The 18,351-nt window shown below is 35.1% G+C and carries 15 protein-coding genes and 3 pseudogenes; 11 read left to right on the top strand and 7 right to left on the bottom strand.

Annotated elements, in window-relative coordinates:
• Positions 1-137 precede the first annotated feature (137 nt).
• From ArsFIN_RS06785 to ArsFIN_RS06770, 4 genes are all read left to right on the top strand, one after another.
• Positions 138-1,082, top strand: coding sequence for a Kdo(2)-lipid IV(A) acyltransferase (locus ArsFIN_RS06785; RefSeq protein WP_026823667.1), 945 nt, complete (start codon positions 138-140; stop codon positions 1,080-1,082).
• 501 nt (positions 1,083-1,583) lie between these two features.
• Positions 1,584-3,110 carry a peptide MFS transporter gene (locus ArsFIN_RS06780; protein ID WP_026823666.1) on the top strand — a complete coding sequence of 509 codons (1,527 nt, stop codon included), beginning with the start codon at positions 1,584-1,586 and terminating at the stop codon, positions 3,108-3,110.
• A gap of 298 nt (positions 3,111-3,408) precedes the next feature.
• Positions 3,409-3,939, top strand: coding sequence for a peptide-methionine (S)-S-oxide reductase MsrA (msrA, locus tag ArsFIN_RS06775; RefSeq protein ID WP_026823665.1), 531 nt, complete (start codon positions 3,409-3,411; stop codon positions 3,937-3,939).
• Between the two features lie 315 nt (positions 3,940-4,254).
• Positions 4,255-5,099 (top strand): IS5 family transposase gene (locus tag ArsFIN_RS06770; RefSeq protein ID WP_135677415.1). Its coding sequence is split into 2 segments (ribosomal slippage): positions 4,255-4,600 and positions 4,600-5,099, totalling 846 coding nucleotides; the frame shifts between segments, so codons are not numbered across the junction.
• Here the strand turns inward: ArsFIN_RS06770 and ArsFIN_RS06765 are convergent.
• Both ArsFIN_RS06765 and ArsFIN_RS06760 read right to left on the bottom strand, forming a co-directional pair.
• A complete protein-coding gene (locus tag ArsFIN_RS06765) occupies positions 5,088-5,345 on the bottom strand; it encodes a hypothetical protein (RefSeq protein WP_135677600.1) in 258 nt (85 codons plus the stop codon). The two genes, ArsFIN_RS06770 and ArsFIN_RS06765, sit on opposite strands and share 12 nt — an antisense overlap.
• Positions 5,346-5,402: 57 nt before the next feature.
• Positions 5,403-6,248 (bottom strand): annotated as a pseudogene (locus tag ArsFIN_RS06760) (IS5 family transposase).
• A gap of 189 nt (positions 6,249-6,437) precedes the next feature.
• Between ArsFIN_RS06760 and ArsFIN_RS28160 the strand changes: the two are divergent.
• Positions 6,438-6,560 carry a hypothetical protein gene (locus ArsFIN_RS28160; RefSeq protein WP_276489417.1) on the top strand — a complete coding sequence of 41 codons (123 nt, stop codon included), beginning with the start codon at positions 6,438-6,440 and terminating at the stop codon, positions 6,558-6,560.
• Between the two features lie 339 nt (positions 6,561-6,899).
• Positions 6,900-8,088 (top strand): annotated as a pseudogene (locus ArsFIN_RS28780) (IS91 family transposase).
• Between the two features lie 522 nt (positions 8,089-8,610).
• Here the strand turns inward: ArsFIN_RS28780 and ArsFIN_RS06750 are convergent.
• From ArsFIN_RS06750 to ArsFIN_RS06740, 4 genes are all read right to left on the bottom strand, one after another.
• Positions 8,611-9,042 (bottom strand): DUF3757 domain-containing protein, encoded by a 432-nt coding sequence (locus ArsFIN_RS06750; RefSeq protein WP_026823718.1) that lies wholly within the window; start codon positions 9,040-9,042, stop codon positions 8,611-8,613.
• 682 nt (positions 9,043-9,724) lie between these two features.
• Positions 9,725-9,931: a hypothetical protein gene (locus tag ArsFIN_RS28545; protein WP_338023332.1), complete on the bottom strand. Its 207-nt coding sequence runs from the start codon at positions 9,929-9,931 to the stop codon at positions 9,725-9,727.
• Between the two features lie 26 nt (positions 9,932-9,957).
• Positions 9,958-10,866, bottom strand: coding sequence for a histidine-type phosphatase (locus tag ArsFIN_RS06745; protein ID WP_338023331.1), 909 nt, complete (start codon positions 10,864-10,866; stop codon positions 9,958-9,960).
• A 1,782-nt stretch (positions 10,867-12,648) separates the two neighbouring features.
• A complete protein-coding gene (locus ArsFIN_RS06740; protein ID WP_246067364.1) occupies positions 12,649-13,020 on the bottom strand; it encodes a YcgJ family protein in 372 nt (123 codons plus the stop codon).
• 689 nt (positions 13,021-13,709) lie between these two features.
• On the opposite strand from ArsFIN_RS06740, the gene ArsFIN_RS06735 reads away from it, so the two are divergent.
• Complete coding sequence (locus ArsFIN_RS06735) at positions 13,710-14,846, top strand: glycosyltransferase family 4 protein (RefSeq protein ID WP_051297133.1); 1,137 nt, start codon at positions 13,710-13,712, stop codon at positions 14,844-14,846.
• A 239-nt stretch (positions 14,847-15,085) separates the two neighbouring features.
• Positions 15,086-15,904: a polysaccharide deacetylase family protein gene (locus tag ArsFIN_RS06730; RefSeq protein WP_026823720.1), complete on the top strand. Its 819-nt coding sequence runs from the start codon at positions 15,086-15,088 to the stop codon at positions 15,902-15,904.
• Positions 15,905-15,981: 77 nt separating this feature from the next.
• Here the strand turns inward: ArsFIN_RS06730 and ArsFIN_RS06725 are convergent, their stop codons facing one another.
• Positions 15,982-16,473, bottom strand: a complete 492-nt coding sequence (locus tag ArsFIN_RS06725; protein WP_026823721.1) for a DUF1003 domain-containing protein — start codon at positions 16,471-16,473, stop codon at positions 15,982-15,984.
• 579 nt (positions 16,474-17,052) lie between these two features.
• Between ArsFIN_RS06725 and ArsFIN_RS06720 the strand changes: the two genes are divergently transcribed.
• The 3 genes and pseudogenes from ArsFIN_RS06720 to ArsFIN_RS06710 form a co-directional block, all read left to right on the top strand.
• A complete protein-coding gene (locus ArsFIN_RS06720; RefSeq protein ID WP_026823722.1) occupies positions 17,053-17,409 on the top strand; it encodes a hypothetical protein in 357 nt (118 codons plus the stop codon).
• A gap of 59 nt (positions 17,410-17,468) precedes the next feature.
• Positions 17,469-17,927 (top strand): hypothetical protein, encoded by a 459-nt coding sequence (locus tag ArsFIN_RS06715; protein ID WP_210409078.1) that lies wholly within the window; start codon positions 17,469-17,471, stop codon positions 17,925-17,927.
• A 9-nt stretch (positions 17,928-17,936) separates the two neighbouring features.
• A pseudogene (locus ArsFIN_RS06710) lies at positions 17,937-18,341 on the top strand (transposase zinc-binding domain-containing protein); the annotation flags it as partial.
• Between the last annotated feature and the right edge of the window lie 10 nt (positions 18,342-18,351).

The following is an 18,351-nucleotide window of genomic DNA, read 5'->3' as shown; positions in this document are numbered from 1 at the left end:
TGTATAACAAACCACGCTAGAGCAAGCCAGTGATAAGTATTGAAGGGTAATTAAATATCCAGTTAAAGTTTTAGCTTTGCTAAAAAAAGTGTCACAATAGATAATATTGATATTAATACTGACTAAACATAACACAGATGATAAAAGAATCGCCTTTTAAAATTTCATATTTACATCCCCAATATTGGTTAACATGGCTAGGAATTGGTCTGCTTTATTTACTGGTTCTACTACCTTATCCTGTTATCTATTGGCTAGGAACTCGCCTTGGACGCTTATCAAAATACTTTCTAAAAAAACGCCTACTGATTGCAAAACGTAATTTGGAACTCTGCTTCCTTACCATGAGTGCACAGCAACGCCAACAAATAATCAATAAAAATTTTGAATCAGTGGGTATGGGTATATTTGAAACGGGTATGGCGTGGTTCTGGTCTGATAAAAGAGTACAACGCTGGTTTACAATTAAGGGTCAGCATAATATTGAAAAAGTTCAGTTGACAGGGCAAGGGATCATCGTAATAGGCATTCATTTTCTAACCCTCGAATTAGGCGCGCGTATCTTTGGTATCTTAAATCCTGGTATTGGTGTTTATCGACCTAACGACAATCCGGTAATGGATTGGTTGCAAATTCGGGGACGATTGCGTTCTAATAAATTCATGCTTGATCGCAAAGATATAAAAGGCATGATACGCAATCTTAAACAAGGAGAAATTTTATGGTATGCACCAGATCACGATTATGGCCCAAGAAAGAGTGTTTTTGTGCCTTTTTTTACTGTTAAACATGCCGCTACCACCATAGGCACCCATATTCTAGCAAAGCTTGCTAATCCAGCTATGATACCTTTTACTCCCAGACGATTAGCAAACGCTAAAGGTTATGAATTAATCATTCAGCCAGCAATAACCCATTTTCCACAGCAAGATGAAATTTCTACCGCAACTTTTATGAATAAACTAATTGAAAAAGAGATTATGCAAGCACCTGAGCAATATATGTGGTTGCATCGTCGATTTAAAACAAGACCCGCAGGTATGCCATCGCTTTATGGCGATCTCGATAACATACACGATTAATAACTACCAGTGACTGTATTGTCAAACCAGTCACTAGAGTTATGAGACAATCTTTTTCACTAATCAGCTATTATTATATTAACTATCAATTAAATGCTAAAAAATCAACTAAACATGTAATTAAATGATAATTTTCTTAATTTTTAATCTCAAATTATATTTATTAGCCAAAATATGATAACAATCAGAAAATAAGTTTTTATCTTATTGATTTGAATAGTTTTTATATTTAACAATAATTTAATTTATAAAATTATTTTAATTACATCTTCTGGTTTTTAGTCGATATAAGGTAGGAAAAAGAATATTTTTGTCGACTTTTGTATAAAAAATGGTTTAAATACAAGTAATCATAATTTTCTAATAATATGATAAAAAATAATATTGCACGATATTAGATTAGCAGCGATATTTGAACTGAAAAAGATAATATTTATAACCGAAAACTATTTTTTAACTTTTAAAATTTTACTGGTAGATTTATTGATGGGGAATATTTAGATGCAACGCACTGTAATAAAAACTAAAACTTTCTTTGGACATCCCTATCCACTGAGTTCTCTCTTCTTAACTGAGATGTGGGAGCGTTTTTCATTTTACGGCGTGCGGCCACTATTGATCCTATTTATGAGCGCAACCTTATTACAAGGAGGAATGGGATTAACAATCGAGCAAGCATCAGCTATTGTCGGTATTTTTGCCGGTGGTGTTTATATCACTTCACTTCCTGGCGGATGGTTAGCTGATAACTGGCTTGGGCAACGTAAAGCGGTTTGGTATGGATCACTGATTATTGCATTAGGCCATCTATCCATCGCGTTTTCTGCAATCTGGGGTAATAGTCTATTTTTTATCGGATTATTATTCATTGTACTGGGAACCGGTTTATTTAAAACTTGTATTACTGTTATGGTTGGCACTTTGTATAGAAAAGATGATACGCGGCGTGACGGCGGATTTTCACTGTTCTATATGGGAATTAACATGGGCTCATTTATTGCACCGTTAATTATTGGACCACTATATGAAAAATACGGTTGGCATATCGGCTTTGGCCTCGGTGGAATTGGTATGCTGATAGCCCTACTTATCTTCCGATTTTATGCCGTTCCACAAATGCGTCGCTACAATAAAGAAACAGGTATTGCGGCGAGTTGGGAACAACCAACCGTTAAGCGTAAAAACGTCGGTAAATGGATCACATTAATAATGGTATTATTGGCTGCTATCGTGATACTTATTGCGACAGATATCGTGCCATTTAATGCTACCATTGTGGCCAAAAGTTTTGCTTATATCATTGCCACCTTTGTTAGCCTCTATTTTATTTATATGTTTTTCCTAACGGGATTAAATAAAAATGAGCGTATGCGTTTATTAGTCTGCCTTATTTTACTTATTTCAGCGACATTTTTCTGGTCAGCTTTTGAGCAAAAACCGACCTCATTCAACATTTTTGCTCGTGATTATACTGATCGCTATCTTACTAATGGCTTTGAAATTCCAACCATATGGTTTCAAGCAATTAATCCGCTGTTCATCATCATTCTTGCCCCTCTATTCAGTTGGTTATGGCCAACTATGGCTAAGCGCAATATAAATCCGACTAGTACCACTAAATTTGTTATTGGTATCTTATTTGCTGCTGCTGGATTTGCCATTATGATGGTAGCCGCAAACATAGTTATTACGCATAATATCAATGTTTCTCCCATTTGGTTGATTAGCAGTATGTTACTATTAACTTTAGGTGAATTATGTTTAAGTCCGATTGGGTTAGCAACAATGACATTACTGGCACCTAAAAAAATGCGCGGACAAGTGATGGGTCTTTGGTTTTGTGCTAGTGCGTTAGGTAATCTGGTTGCAGGAATTATGGCCGGAAATATCAATAAAGAACAATTACAGTCTATGCCAGCCCTCTTTTCCCAGGTTGCTATTGCATTAATGATTTGCGCTGCAGTATTGGCAATCTTAATTATTCCAATCAAGAAAATGCTCCAGAACGCCAATCAACAAACAAGTTAACTTAAATAATTATTTTCTTCCCCTTAGTAAAAATTAAGGGCATCTATTAGTAAAATATTCTTACAAAAGTAACTTATTCAATACAATGCTATTAATATCAAACAAGAAGCAAAATTTAACCTATTTTTCAGCATCAAAATAATAAACTAATCATTTGATAGCTAACAATATCAAGTTATATTACAGTATAAATAAGCCTCAAACGGCTTATATAACATGATAAAACAGCTATCATCTTTTTTAAATAAATCGTATTTATTGATGCTGACGCTATTTACAAGTTTAAAAGGCAATCACGATGACAATTGAATATGCAGTGATCAGTGGTGGATGTTTTTGGTGTACCGAAGCAATATTTAAAGAAGTAATTGGTGTCAAATCGGTTGAAAGCGGTTATACCGGTGGAACTGTAGAAAATCCTACTTATGCACAGGTTTGTTCCGGTAAAACAGGGCATGCAGAAGCGATTCGCGTCACTTTTGATCCACAACAAGTAAGCTATGATGAATTGCTGGCTATCCATTTCGCTACCCATGATCCAACTCAGTTAAACCGACAAGGCAATGATATTGGTAGCCAATATCGTTCCGCTATTTTCTTCACCTCTGAGCAACAAAGGCAGACTGCCAAAATAGCGATAACAGATGCTCAAAAAAACCATGCCGCACCAATAGTAACGACAGTGGAGCTTTTTGAAAAATGGTATCCAGCAGAAAAATATCATCAAAATTATTGGCAGAATGAAGGTCAACAAAACAGTTATTGTTTAGCCATAATCCCAGCCAAATTACAAAAACTACGCTCTCTGTTTGCCAAGCAGAGTCGATGACCATCATAAACAAACAGTTAACTTTTTACAAAAAAATAATTAATTTAGCGTAAGAGACTTTGCTACTATTTCTTTAGCCGCATTGACTCACTTTTTATAAACGCTTATTCATTTATTCGCTATTTATTATTAGATAAAAAATATCACTAACATTAGCTAATTATTATTTTTTATCTTTTAAAAAAACCATTTTATGGTCTGCTATCTTAGTTTTAACCCCTTAAGCGATCATGCAGTTTTTTTAAATCACCTCTAGGCTGTGTCCCTTAATTGCTTGAGCTATAGTATCCATCTGTTTCTACGATACTTTGAATTATGGCTCGCTACGATCTTTCTGATGAAGCATGGGCAATCATTGAGCCCTTGTTGCCAACCGTTTTGACATCTTCGCGGGTCGGTCGGCCGTGGGCAGAACATCGCAAAATCGTCAACGGCATGTTCTGGATACTGTGTTCAGGCGCCCCATGGCGTGATTTACCTGAACGTTACGGCCCATGGAAAACCGTTTATAACCGTTTCAACAGATGGTCAAAGGATGGAACTATTAACATTATTTTCAATAAGTTGCTTTCATTTCTTGATGCTCATGAACTGGTTGACTGGTCAGCCATTGCGCTGGATGGCAGTAATATTCGTGCTCTCAAATGTGCGGCTGGTGCTCAAAAAAACATCCCGATATTACCGACGATAACAGCTTGGGTCGCTCACGAGGTGGTTATGGCACCAAAATCCACATGGCGACTGACGGAAGCGGCATCCCGCTAAACATCGTACTGAGTGCTGGGCAGGCTCACGAAAGCCTGTTCGCGCTACGACTCCTGGACGGCATTGGCGTGCAACGCCAGAACGGCAGCATGAAGCGTCGTGGTCATACGGTACTGGCTGACAAAGCCTACTCTGGGAATGCGCTACGTAACGAGTTGAAAAGAAAAGGGATGAAAACGGTTATTCCCCGAAAATCAAATGAAAAACTGGCTTCAGATGGACGCTCGCAACTTGATCGTGATGCTTATCGCCATCGCAACGTTGTGGAAAGGTGTTTTGGCCGTTTAAAGGAATATCGCCGGATCGCTACACGTTATGAAAAAACGGCAAGAAACTATCTAGCAATGGTGAAACTGGGCTGCATTCGCTTGTTTTACCGCCGATTACGCAATTAAGGGACACAGCCTAGTTTTAACCTCTTTTTTTATAATATAATAGTTAATCTCATTATTCTTCATTTTATCAATTAGATTATCTAAATTTTTATCAACAATTTTCGTTTTAGGAGAATCATTGACCTCTTTTAAAAGTCTACTTATCGACATTCTTACTACATCCCTACCATTATCTGTATTACTACGCCCATTATGCGTCAAGTCATAATCATCTGGTTCATAGTTACTAGCAACACTATTTTTCACACTAACCAAATTATCAGGTAATACCGAAGTTTGACTAATATTACTAGGCTGTGTCCCTTAATTGCGTAATCGGCGGTAAAACAAGCGAATGCAGCCCAGTTTCACCATTGCTAGATAGTTTCTTGCCGTTTTTTCATAACGTGTAGCGATCCGGCGATATTCCTTTAAACGGCCAAAACACCTTTCCACAACGTTGCGATGGCGATAAGCATCACGATCAAGTTGCGAGCGTCCATCTGAAGCCAGTTTTTCATTTGATTTTCGGGGAATAACCGTTTTCATCCCTTTTCTTTTCAACTCGTTACGTAGCGCATTCCCAGAGTAGGCTTTGTCAGCCAGTACCGTATGACCACGACGCTTCATGCTGCCGTTCTGGCGTTGCACGCCAATGCCGTCCAGGAGTCGTAGCGCGAACAGGCTTTCGTGAGCCTGCCCAGCACTCAGTACGATGTTTAGCGGGATGCCGCTTCCGTCAGTCGCCATGTGGATTTTGGTGCCATAACCACCTCGTGAGCGACCCAAGCTGTTATCGTCGGTAATATCGGGATGTTTTTTTGAGCACCAGCCGCACATTTGAGAGCACGAATATTACTGCCATCCAGCGCAATGGCTGACCAGTCAACCAGTTCATGAGCATCAAGAAATGAAAGCAACTTATTGAAAATAATGTTAATAGTTCCATCCTTTGACCATCTGTTGAAACGGTTATAAACGGTTTTCCATGGGGCCGTAACGTTCAGGTAAATCACGCCATGGGGCGCCTGAACACAGTATCCAGAACATGCCGTTGACGATTTTGCGATGTTCTGCCCACGGCCGACCGACCCGCGAAGATGTCAAAATGGTTGGCAACAAGGGCTCAATGATTGCCCATGCTTCATCAGAAAGATCGTAGCGAGCCATAATTCAAAGTATCGTAGAAACAGATGGATACTATAGCTCAAGCAATTAAGGGACACAGCCTAGTTGTCGTATCTATAGAACGTAGCACGCTACGCGTGAGCGGCGCAGCGGTGCTGCTTCGGGGATGTTAATGAGTTGAGTACTGTTTTATACTCTGCAGTAGGTTAATTTTTTCAGGGATTCATCTCGATGGCTCGCAATAAATCTCCCAGAAAGCGTAAACCGGTTAAATCAGGCAGGCTGCCCGTCACTTCACGTGCCACAGCGCCTGTTTATCCGAAACGTTTTATGATCTCTCCCACCCGAAAATGATGATGACAGACCGCCTGAATTTTTTTATGACACCCTAAAGAAGCCATACGCCACTGCGTCCGACTCGGCCCCAATTTTTCTCGACACGCAGTATTACCCGCCGCTAGTCACGATTATCAGGGTTTTGAACAACGCCAAGACCAAGCCGATGACGCTGGATACGACTACACTGAGGGGTGAATAACTGAAAGTCTGCCTGCCGATGAATTCATCACCTATACGGAGCTAGGAATAATCCCTGTTTCCTTTGAACCCTGGGATAAACACACCGATAACTGGGCTGACGAATCTGACAATTTCTGTTTCTTTGGCAAGATGCCCATAAGGTAATTAAGTCAGATGTATATCCCTCGTCCTGCTAAACTACTTTTCACCATTGATGACGGTTGGAATAAATTCCTCGAAAAATACGGCGATAGCGTTAGTTCGTGGACGAGTTTATCTGTGGAGCGCATGCTTGCCTGCGGCACTTGTGCCATGGGTGTCCGGCGCTATTGTTGCGCTTCGTCTGATTGTTCTCACAGCCGTTTTTTCTGCCAAAGCTGTAAGTCAAAAGCCTGCAGTTCATGTGGCTTTAAAGCCACCGAGCAGTGGTTAGCACAGCAGGTTCATATTTTACCCGACTGCGACTGGCAACACATTACTTTCACCATGCCACATCTCCTTTGGCCTTTTTTTAACAATAACTGGCTGCTACTTAATGCTCTGTTTCGGGCAGCCACTGAGCTATGCTGCAGTTGGCTCGCAAACAGGGTATCGAAATTGGTATTTTCTGTGCCTTGCATACTTATGGCCGGCAACTCAATCAACATCCGCATGTTCATGTTTCCGTCACTCGAGGGGTTTGGATAGTAAACATAGTGTATGGCGAAAGCTGTTTTTCAAAAAAAGGATGTCGAAGAAATCTGGCGAGGGGCTGTTATCCGACTACTGCGTCACAGTTATGATTTAATTAACCCTGGCCTTCTTCCCGGTCTTGGCCATATCCGTGACAAAAAACATTGGCGGCGTTACTTGAGGGCGCAGTACGGACGTTATTGAAAGTGCACTTTGCTAAAACGAAAGGGCATGGCATAGTGTTAAGTACCTCGGTCGCTACCTTAAACGCCCACCGGTATCTGCGTCAAAACTGCGGCATTACCGAGGGGGTGCCGTTGTTCATCACTACCATGACCACCGAACTGGCCAGCATCGGCAGCAGACTCTGCCGCAGGAAGAGATGATTAGACGCTATATAAGCCATATTCCGGCCAGGCATTTTAAAATGGTGCGTTACTCTGGTTTTGTCGAATCGTAAACGGGAAAACTATTGCCGAAAGTGTATAAGGCACTTGAGATGACGGCACGTAAAACCGGAGAACCCAGGTTTTCTGTGCTGATGAAAGGATTTCTGCGTACCGATCCGTACAAATGTATTCTGTGTGGCGACAGGCTGCTTTTCACCGGGGCGCAAATGGGTAAAAAAGCAACGGAATTGTTGTCAGAAAGACTGTATAACCTGGAGAAAAAGCGATGGTTACGCAGCTAAACGCAGGATCAATGTGTCTAAAATAAGGAAATCAGGTTAGAAATTACACTCTCTGAGGAAATGTTAACTGGCACTAAACACAATAAATCGATCCCCATCTCCTTTTTGCAATAAGGGATGGCTTTTGCTACTCACTTTAAAAGCGATTCAATTTCCTAACCATGAACTATCGCTTGATAATCGAGTATAACTATGTTTAGAGCCAATACCGAAATTATTCATACTTCACCTAATAGAAATTAATGATTAATAAATATAATGAAAGCAAAAAATCTATCCTACTTCTTATTAAGCTAAAACAAAAATTCGCTTAATAAAACCTATAGCCTTTATAAACCAGCTTCTTCTTTTAACAACATAGAAGCTTTAAGCTAAGATAAAAATAAAGGTTCTGTCGCATTAAAATAGATACCAAATAAAAGTATTAGCTGCTTACTATACTTTAGTATCAGTTGCTTGAAAAAATTGAAGCAATTTTTTAATGGAACAGAACCAAACAAAAATTATTTTTTAAATGATATTTTATTGACGAATCGTAAACTTACAATTCTCTGGCGCGGTTTTTTCACATACTTTATAAATAAGTCCAAAAGGTCCAGCTTCTTCTTTCCATAAATTACCGACAGTTTGGATAGTAAACTCTTTTTCATTCTTTGGTGTGAAACGCATATCAAGAGTTTTATCAACACCAACACGATAAGTACAATACTGAAATTTTATAGGCGCTGACTGACTTTCGGCAATTGCAAGTCCACCCTCAAAAGATTGTACCGTAGTTTTTTCTGCAATAATGCCTTGCAGCACACCAAGCCAATTTCCATCTACTCCATTTGCATGGAAAATACCATTACTACTTTCAATTTTATTTAATGCCGGACAATTTTCAGTGGCCTGAGATGTTAGACTGAAGCCAATCAATGATGCTGCTATTATGAGAGTTATTAATTTTTTCATGTCAAACGCTCCTTATTTATACATTAGTACAAACTACTATTTATATATTTACGTAGATCATGATTTGCATATTTATATAAATTATTATTTATATACTTACACAAGACATTATTTGTATAACAAAAATTACATTAATACAAAATTATATTAAGTAAGATATAACCTTATTAATTTACACTTACCACCATTTATAAAATATTCTATAGCATTAAGATAATTTAGCGTTATTAAATTATTTTTATTCCGTAATTTGTTGATAAAATAGTTGTCTGTATTATTTTTTAATTTTTTTAATATATATATTATCGCGTAAAATAATATTATTTTTTTATGCTAATCACTTATTAACTCTTTAAGTTGAATAAATCCAATAACAAATGCTACCCGAAGTAGCAGCGAGAGTTAAGTACTCAATTATTAATTATTAGAGAAAATACTTAACGTCAAAACTAGTTAGTAAAAAATAAATGAATCGAGTAATTTCTGGTTAAATACCTATTAAGCTAACAATAAAGTAATATTATCTTTAAGTTATAACAAATACTAATAACAAAATAAGAGACTTTATAATTAGCTAAAAAGAAAATAAAATTCGAATTTTATAAAAAATAACTAGCAAAACATACTCTTTCGTGATGAATATTAATAAAAGTAGTGTTAATCCCGCTGCCTCTAATCTTACCTAATCAACAAAAAGTTTATTTTTTAATGCTTGCTGCATGCTCTTTTCAAAGTCATCCCAATGACATAAGCCATTTCCATCAATCGGGCAATTTTTAAGCGCTAGAGTTACCTGTTTTGGCGGGTTACTCCATGTCAAAGCCGTCCCATTGCGCAATTGATTTATTGATTGATAAATATATTCAACTTTTAGGTAATCTTTATTCATTTTCTTACTATGCCAACGTTGAAACACTAATTTCCCACCAATTGGGTTTTTTCATATTGTTCAGATAATTGATAAGGGGCGAAATCCAGAGCAGACATTACTGACGCGATATTTGAATCATGACCAAACATAATAAGTAATTTTGAACCTGCAATTTTGCGTGGTTGAACAAAATACAAATCAATATATTCTAATAAAGGTTTAGCTATGTTACTAGCAACTATTTTAGTTTTATATGCAACTGCATGATAGCCATTTCTAATTTTATTAAGTGTTTTCCATTGCTCTGGTGTACTAATTGTTCCCCAAGCAACATCTTTGGTAGCAAATCCTTCGTAATACTGAAGATCAAATACATCTACAACGTTCGCTGCTAATCCTAATGGACCAAACACAAAGGGTTCTTTACCTGCACTAATATTCATTGTGTTTGGATAGCTAACAAGATCACACAATTTATCTTTTTTACATAGCGTTGAATTCTTAAAATCCAATATTGTTGACACTTGTTTATAAGCTTCAGCTAAATCCAAATATGCTAATTTTTCTGCCATAGCGCTTTCGGCTTGTCGCTTAAATTCTGCACTATCATCAGTGATAACTGTAGCAAAAATAGTATCAAACTCTCCGTCATTCATATCTGAACGATAAAAAGTTTTAACCAAGCAATCAGGAAAAGCGCCTGTAATAAAAGATTCTGCTGTAGCAATAGTACGTTGTTGATTGTTTGCATATACATAGACATTATTTGAATCTGGACATTTATCTTGACGCAATAGCCCCATTCTATCAAACCATGATCTAAAGTAGTTTCCTAAATAAATCTCTAATTGGCGACCTTTAGTCGTAAGATTTCCATTGTTTGTATGCCAAATAGGCCAAGCTTTATTCGTTGCACGAGTTAATATATTTTCATATATGATTGGTGCTCTCACATTATGTCTACTTAAAATTAATACCTGAGTCAATTCATAATCTTATGATTGTTCTAAAGAATAAGTTACTGGTGGCATTAAAATAAAAAGAAAGCATAACGTTAATATTTTTTTCATTTTTTAACGCTCCTTTAAAGTTCATTATAATTTATTTTATTAATAAAATTTTATTTAAGCGAAGTCAATTAAAAAAATTCATTTATAATAAAATTCAAATTTCTATTGTATTGAGGAATATTTGTTAACCATCACATGAAATAAGACGACATTTGACAATATATTTTCTAATAATTAATTTTTCTTATCTTATCAATACGAAATTTATTAGCACACTTAATATTTATTTAGTATTCGATAACTCTTTACATACCTCTGGCAAACGTATATTGCAATAATAATCAGAATAATATACTAATTAAATAAATATATTAGTAAAAAAAACCAAAATAGTTATCTAATTATTATAATTTAATTATAGAAATTTATATTGCCAAAATAAAATTCTTTAAAATAGCTAGCGTTATATAAAATAAACATTTGCAATTATTAAATTAATAAAATCTCACTTTTGAATAATAACAAAAAAAAAGCCAGCATCGCCAAAATGACTGGCTCTAAACACACAAGGAAAAATAATATTTTTAAAAATATTAGTATTTTTAAATAGTATTTATTTTAATAAGCTTATAATCATATAATTCATTATTAAGAGATAAAAATTGGATATTTACAAATAAATAATAAAAAACATTACTAATAAACACATTAAAATAATAAAAATATTTATTTTTAACTTAAATGAAAATTAATTAGAAAACCCAAACAATAATTCTGTTTTATTAAGCTTAATAGATTATACTCAGCATGAATAGATATCCTTCTTAAACCAACAATTCTTACTATAAAATGATCTAATAAAATTCTCAACTAGCCATTTTATCAAGTAATTAGTGGCTTTAATTATTTTTATCTCTATGTGCTAACTATTATTAAATTTTTACTAAAAAACGCTCATATTACTCAAATCTAAAATATAATAAAACTGATAAAATAGTAATAATCCCTAAAGTGTTGGCGCAAATTATGACATAACAAATAATAATTATTCATATTAAAGCGATTTTTTATTGTTTAAACGCTTTGGTAAAAAATTATTTTAATAAAATATCTGCCGATAAATTTTCTAATTAGAGTAAACATAAAAATACCGATAAACAGAAAAATCATAGCTTAGAAAAGCTGACAATTTAACACTACTAACAATGTTGGTACAATATTGCCTAAGCGTGTTAGCCTTACATTTTTCATTGTCCTCAAGTTCAGTAAAATTAAATACATCAAACAATAGATATAAAAAGAAAATATAACTCTTAGTTAAAGTAATCATTATAAATTAAACCAAAACAAAATTCATAGAATAAATCATACCTAAAATAGACACATAAAAAAAATTGATATAAACGATCAATACTTGCATATATGATAGACTTAAACTATTGTAATGCAGTTATCGATCGTTTATATCAATAATTTACGTAGTATTTATATTTAAATAAGAATTTCTATGATAAGATTTCTCGTTTTTAATATTAATGCTTCTATTTTACAACTCAATAATCATAAAAATATCACAACTCACTTTAAAAGAGTAAGTGATTTTTAAACAATAAAATGCCAAAATAAATAAGTAAATTTTGAGATTAAATATCGTTTCTAGCGTGATAGTAAAAAGTTATTTTTAATTTATAAAAAAATACACTCATGAGTCACTTTTGCCGATATTTAATTACTAAATAATTTTTCTGTGTACTGCTGACACACTTTGCTTCGTTGTCCTTTCTCATTAAAATATCTATCAATATAGCATTTCCTCTCTTTTATGTCGCAAAATACCCCGTTATCAAATGTAAAGGCCGTTTTATCAAATAAACCTTGAGACAATAAGCGATTAGCTTGTTTTTTACCTAAATATTTTTCTGTTAAACTGACTGAAACTCCTGTAATACTATCAACACATATGTATCTATCACATAGTACACTAGGTTCTGGTGAAATGAGCAATTTGGATGAGATAGCTAAAGTAAAAGCTGAATAGAAAAACAAAATGACACTTAATAACAATAATATAAATTTATTCATAAAAATATTCATCATTTAACCTTTACCTAAAAAATAAAAAGTATCCAACACAAAACTGATAAAACGAAACATAAATCTTTATTCTACATTTGCCGAGTAAAAATAGACATTTTAAGCAACATAAATAATTATTTAGCTTAAATATAATAAAACATTGTTACAATTAACCTATTGAGTTAAGGTAATTTAATTATGTGTTAAGTATAAAATACTCTACAAATGATAAAATTATCGCTTTAACAATTTTGTATAGATTATCAATTAATTACCTGATAGTCATAATAAAATTATTATTCATTATAATACTTGTCAAAATTAACGCTATAGGCATCATTTTCGCACCAAGATAGTGTTAATATCATCTCATCGTAATCTTTTACCTTTGCTATTTTTATAATCGTAAACCAATAATTATAAAATATAGAAAATGATGCTATAAAATCTAACTCATGAAAAATAAGAGGAAAAATTACTATAAAAAAATACTACAATTAGTTAAAGTAAGCATAGTTAACACATTCTGATTAAATACCTCTATATAACAAAGTTATAACATTAGATACAGAACGGTTTTGTTGCAGATTACTAAACTTTTGTCGCTAAATCTTTTAGCGAAAATAATAAAGAAATTAGAATATTATGTTATTTTTGTGTTAATTGAATGGTAAATCAATTAACAAGCGGGCTAACTATCAGGGTATATTATGAATACATCCATTATCTATACCGAATCTTCGATGAATTTTGGTGGCCAAGAAGCTCAGGCTTTATTACAAATGAAAGGGTTAATTCATCGAGGCTTCAACGTAACTTTAGCTTGCCATATAGACAGTCAAATTGCACATGAAGCAAAAAAAAATAACATTCCAATCTATCATGTTGCATTTATTAATAGTGCTCACCCTGCTTCAATCATGCGCCTACGCAAACTACTACGTCAACAACAAACAATTTTAGCCATTTGCCACAGTGGACATGATGCGAATAACCTTGCCATCGCTGTAAAAACACTAGCTAAGAAACAGCGGCCATGTGTATTGAGACAAAAAACCTATCTGTCAGGTAAAATAAAAGCCTTCAGTATGAATTACTTATTTGATTACGTCATTGTCCCCAGCGAACCAATGCGAGAAACATTATTGCAAAGTGGTTGTATGCCACAAAAGGTGAAGGTTGTTCATCCTGGTTTTGATTTTTCTAAAATGGTTGCCGAAAAACAAACCCCTATCGCTGATAATATTTTAACTTGGATAAAAGAGGGAACAGCCCCAATCATAATTCAAGTTGGTATGCTAAGAGAAGAGAAAGGACATGATATTGTTTTAGCGGCACTCGCCCAATTAAAACGGCAAGGCCGTTCATTTCGCTATTTAATTATTGGCGATGGCGCTTGTAAAGCTAAATTAAGGAAAAAAATTATCGACTATAATTTAGAGCCTGAAACATTGCTCGCCGGTATAGTTTTTCCTTCTTCCTCAATATATTCATATGCATCTTTAACAGTGATTCCTTCTAATAAGGAAGCATTTGGTATGGTAGCAGTTGAATCACTTTTCTTTGCTGTGCCGGTGTTTGCTAGTAATGTGGGTGGGCTACCTGATATTATCCAGGATAAAAGTAATGGACTATTATTGCCACCATCTGATATCAACAATTGGATAGCAGCTATTGATGATTTTCTACAGCAACCTAAAAAATATCAAGAAATGGCCCTACGCGGACAACTTCAAGTAACTAAGAAATTTTCAATCGAGTCATGCTTATTGCGTTTATTACAAATTGGCAAAGTGTATGATATTAATTTACATAATAAAACTAATCAGGAACGATCAAATAATTAGCTAAAGTCATGTGTTGATAGACTAAAAAATTCTGTTACTGATAGATAATTTATTAAGTGATGCTGATAACTAACAGTATCTGTCTTCTAACCACACGAATTATTAGTGTTCATTCTTTTTTATATAACTATTTGTTTGATTAATAAAATTACCATTTATGCAGTATATTAAATACTTGCTATTATGCTAATAATTGAGTAAAAATAATTTACTACCTATTAATCTATGATTTTATTAATATAATGAATGCGATAACTATTCCTATTCTTATGTACCATCATGTTAGCCCGTCTCCTGGGTTAGTTACTTTATCCCCAAAAACTTTCACACAACAGATGACATGGCTAGCTAATAGTGGCTGGAAAACCCTTTCTACAAAAGAATTAGAGCAATTTTATCAGGGTAAACCTTTTCCACGTAAGAGTGTCATGATCACTTTTGATGATGGTTATTTGGACAATTGGGTTTACGCTTTTCCTGTATTAGAACAATTGCAGCTTAAAGCCAGTATTTTTCTCATTACCAAAGATATTGGTAATGGTAAGGTTAGAAAATTATCTAATATCGGATATTCACACCGTGAATGTGAAATAAAGATCGGTAACGGCCAAGCCGATGATGTTATGCTGAGATGGTCAGAAATTGAACACATGCAAGCGAGTGAATTAATCGAATTTCATAATCACACATATTCACATTTACGTTGGGATCAATTAGAAACTAATATTGAAAGACGTCATGCAGCATTAATTGCAGATATTGAACAATGCCGTAATATACTTATCAAACAACTTGGTTATTGCAGTCAGCACTTATGTTGGCCACAAGGATTTTATACTCGAGACTACGCAAAAATTGCAAAAGAACTGGGATTTAATTATCTCTATACGACAGAGCGTCGTATGAATAGGGCTTGCCAACCAGAAACTTGGCGATTAGGACGAATTAGTACCAAAGAAAGAGAAGATACACAGTGGCTAAAACGTCGTCTTTTCTATTACACTACGCCAGTTGTCTCTTCACTTTATGCTTTACATAAAGGAGTTAGATATACTTAACTGGATAAACACAATTTACCTTAAGCAAATAGCCTGTGTTAGATAAAAGTATTGTTTGCCATTATTCTAAATAATTTTTATTTGCGAGTACGGCTTTCTAATTGAATAGTTAAGTTTTCAATGCGCTCGGCCATTTCTTTAGTTAATTTGGTTAATTCTGTATTTTGTTGAAGTAATGCAAATAACTGTTCAGTATTATATTCCGCAATAGCTTGCCTTTGCGCCATTGCTTCAGCTAAATCTTCTCGATGTTGAGCATCAGCAATCGCATGTGCTTGATCACGTTCAGATTGCCGAGTTTGAGCAAGTAATATTAACGGGGCCGCATAGGCTGCTTGCAGACTAAAAGTTAAATTAAGTAAAATAAACGGATAGGGATCAAATTTAGTTATCCCAGTTATATTAATGTAGATCCATGCAGTAACAACAATAGTTTGCCCAATTAAAAAACCTGGGGTGCCAAAAAAACGCGCAAACGATTCTGCCTTAAGAGCAAACCATTCATCACCAAATGTATGACTTAGGCCTTTTAGCGGCTGATAAAAGCGAAATTTTTTATGTTCCGACATAACTACCTACTCCCCTATGATAAAAACCATTCTAATTATCGGTTTGCAAATCGAGTTTAAAATTAAAAACAATAAAATTAACAACTACAATATAGAAAGAAAGTATAAACCAATTTTATCTCAATGTAGAAACAGTGCTAACTACTCTGATTATTCTTTTATTAAGCTAATCTAATTTATTATCAATCTGGTATTTAAAATCCATTTCCGTTATTTGATAAACATTAATTTAATTGTTGCTAACTCAGAAATGCTATTCACAATCGACATGATATTACCCGTCCTGGGGGAAATAAAAATACCAATGTTAATTAAATAAAAAAACACAAAAATTTATGTCAAAAAAATAAATTTATTGACAATATAATTTCACTTCATTGTTAATCTTTGGTGACCGCATGAAAATAAAATATAAATATTTAATTAATATATTAAAGTGTAAAGAATGATATTCGTTATAACATAACTTTTTTTTAATAAAAATTAATTCGTTTATTAAAAAATAAAAGAATATCATTCATTTTGAATACACATAAAGTAAAAGTACTTTATTTTTTACAAAACAATGGAGCAATTTATATGAATCAACAAAATGATATATGTTTAAATACCGCAGAATGGATCAAAGATGCTGCCTATCAAATTGGTATGCGCGTAAGATGGAATAATGCTATTTGGCAAGCAAAATGGTGGATAAAAGGCACTGAACCAGGATATCCTGAGCCAGGCAGCGGTGAATTACCTTGGGAAAAAATAAAAAATTGTGATGCTGATTTATGTTATACAGCTGCAACATGGATAAAAGAGGCCGCTTACCAAATCGGATCTCAAGTCAAATGGAATAAAGCTGTTTGGGAAGCAAAATGGTGGAGCAAAGGTATTGAACGTAGCACGCTACGCGTGAGCGGCGCAGCGGTGCTGCTTCGGGGATGTTAATGAGTTGAGTACTGTTTTATACTCTGCAGTAGGTTAATTTTTTTCAGGGATTCATCTCGATGGCTCGCAATAAATCTCCCAGAAAGCGTAAACCGGTTAAATCAGGCAGGCTGCCCGTCACTTCACGTGCCACAGCGCCTGTTTATCCGAAACGTTTTATGATCTCTCTCCCACCCGAAAATGATGATGACAGACCGCCTGAATTTTTTTATGACACCCTAAAAGAAGCCATACGCCACTGCGTCCGACTCGGCCCCCAATTTTTTCTCGACACGCAGTATTACCCGCCGCTAGTCACGATTATCAGGGGTTTTGAACAACGCCAAGACCAAGCCGATGACGCTGGATACGACTACACTGAGGGGGGAATAACTGAAAGTCTGCCTGCCGATGAATTCATCACCTATACGGAGCTAGGAATAATCCCTGTTTCCTTTGAACCCTGGGATAAACACACCGATAACTGGGCTGACGAATCTGACAATTTCTGTTTCTTTGGCAAGATGCCCATAAGGTAATTGAGTCAGATGTATATCCCTCGTCCTGCTAAACTACTTTTCACCATTGATGACGGTTGGAATAAATTCCTCGAAAAATACGGCGATAGCGTTAGTTCGTGGACGAGTTTATCTGTGGAGCGCATGCTTGCCTGCGGCACTTGTGCCATGGGTGTCCGGCGCTATTGTTGCGCTTCGTCTGATTGTTCTCACAGCCGTTTTTTCTGCCAAAGCTGTAAGTCAAAAGCCTGCAGTTCATGTGGCTTTAAAGCCACCGAGCAGTGGTTAGCACAGCAGGTTCATATTTTACCCGACTGCGACTGGCAACACATTACTTTCACCATGCCACATCTCCTTTGGCCTTTTTTTAACAATAACTGGCCGCTACTTAATGCTCTGTTTCGGGCAGCCACTCGAGCTATGCTGCAGTTGGCTGTCAACGATC

This window comes from Arsenophonus nasoniae, assembly GCF_004768525.1.
Taxonomy (GTDB): domain Bacteria; phylum Pseudomonadota; class Gammaproteobacteria; order Enterobacterales; family Enterobacteriaceae; genus Arsenophonus; species Arsenophonus nasoniae.
Note: the sequence above shows the minus strand (reverse complement) of the source record. Positions and strands in the feature narration are given on the sequence as shown.

Bases quoted from the DNA above. Each gene is read 5' to 3' on its own strand.
- ArsFIN_RS06785 (WP_026823667.1), top strand. From the start codon at position 138: ATGATAAAAGAATCGCCTTTTAAAATTTCATATTTACATCCCCAATAT.
- ArsFIN_RS06780 (WP_026823666.1), top strand. From the start codon at position 1,584: ATGCAACGCACTGTAATAAAAACTAAAACTTTCTTTGGACATCCCTAT.
- msrA (WP_026823665.1), top strand. From the start codon at position 3,409: ATGACAATTGAATATGCAGTGATCAGTGGTGGATGTTTTTGGTGTACC.
- ArsFIN_RS28160 (WP_276489417.1), top strand. From the start codon at position 6,438: ATGGCTCGCAATAAATCTCCCAGAAAGCGTAAACCGGTTAAATCAGGC.
- ArsFIN_RS06750 (WP_026823718.1), bottom strand. From the start codon at position 9,042: ATGAAAAAATTAATAACTCTCATAATAGCAGCATCATTGATTGGCTTC.
- ArsFIN_RS28545 (WP_338023332.1), bottom strand. From the start codon at position 9,931: ATGAATAAAGATTACCTAAAAGTTGAATATATTTATCAATCAATAAAT.
- ArsFIN_RS06740 (WP_246067364.1), bottom strand. From the start codon at position 13,020: ATGATGAATATTTTTATGAATAAATTTATATTATTGTTATTAAGTGTC.
- ArsFIN_RS06735 (WP_051297133.1), top strand. From the start codon at position 13,710: ATGAATACATCCATTATCTATACCGAATCTTCGATGAATTTTGGTGGC.
- ArsFIN_RS06725 (WP_026823721.1), bottom strand. From the start codon at position 16,473: ATGTCGGAACATAAAAAATTTCGCTTTTATCAGCCGCTAAAAGGCCTA.
- ArsFIN_RS06720 (WP_026823722.1), top strand. From the start codon at position 17,053: ATGAATCAACAAAATGATATATGTTTAAATACCGCAGAATGGATCAAA.
- ArsFIN_RS06715 (WP_210409078.1), top strand. From the start codon at position 17,469: ATGGCTCGCAATAAATCTCCCAGAAAGCGTAAACCGGTTAAATCAGGC.